Genomic DNA, 511 nt, shown 5'->3' with positions numbered 1-511 from the left:
ACTCAAGGTTATTGAAGATATTGGATTAACATCTTGGCTTAATAATTTGCCTGAAGGTTTAAATACTATTTTAGATAATGGGGGAAGTGGATTATCTTCGGGAGAAGCTCAACTTTTAGCCTTTGTAAGAGTTTTTCTTAAGAATCCTAAATTAGTTATTTTAGATGAAGCTACTTCAAAACTTGATCCTATAACTGAAGGGCTTATAGATAGAGCCTTGAACAAATTATTAGAGGAGAGAACTTGTATAATTATAGCTCATAGGCTTGGAACTGTAGGAAGAGCCGATAATATTTTAATTTTAGAAGAAGGAACGGTTTTAGAGTATGGTAATAGGAAAGAATTATGTAAAGATAGAAGTTCAAAATTTTATAACCTATTACAAAAGGGAATGGAGGAGGTGCTGGCATGATAAAAAAGAAGAAAGAGAAAACTCCAGTACTTAAATATATAGGTAGGATGATAATGTACAGACCATGGTATTATTTACTCAACTGTATTTTGTGGGTGT

Annotated in this window: 1 protein-coding gene; it reads left to right on the top strand. The window is 32.1% G+C overall.

The window, feature by feature from the left end:
• On the top strand, positions 1-412 hold a 412-nt coding region (locus AZI32_RS17715), incomplete at its 5' end, for an ATP-binding cassette domain-containing protein (RefSeq protein ID WP_157451005.1).
• Between the last annotated feature and the right edge of the window lie 99 nt (positions 413-511).

This window comes from Clostridium sp. ATCC 25772 (assembly GCF_001573875.1).
Classification (GTDB): Bacteria; Bacillota; Clostridia; order Clostridiales; family Clostridiaceae; genus Clostridium_J; species Clostridium_J senegalense.
The sequence above is the reverse complement of the archived record's forward strand: the minus strand, read 5'-3'. Positions and strand labels throughout refer to the sequence as shown.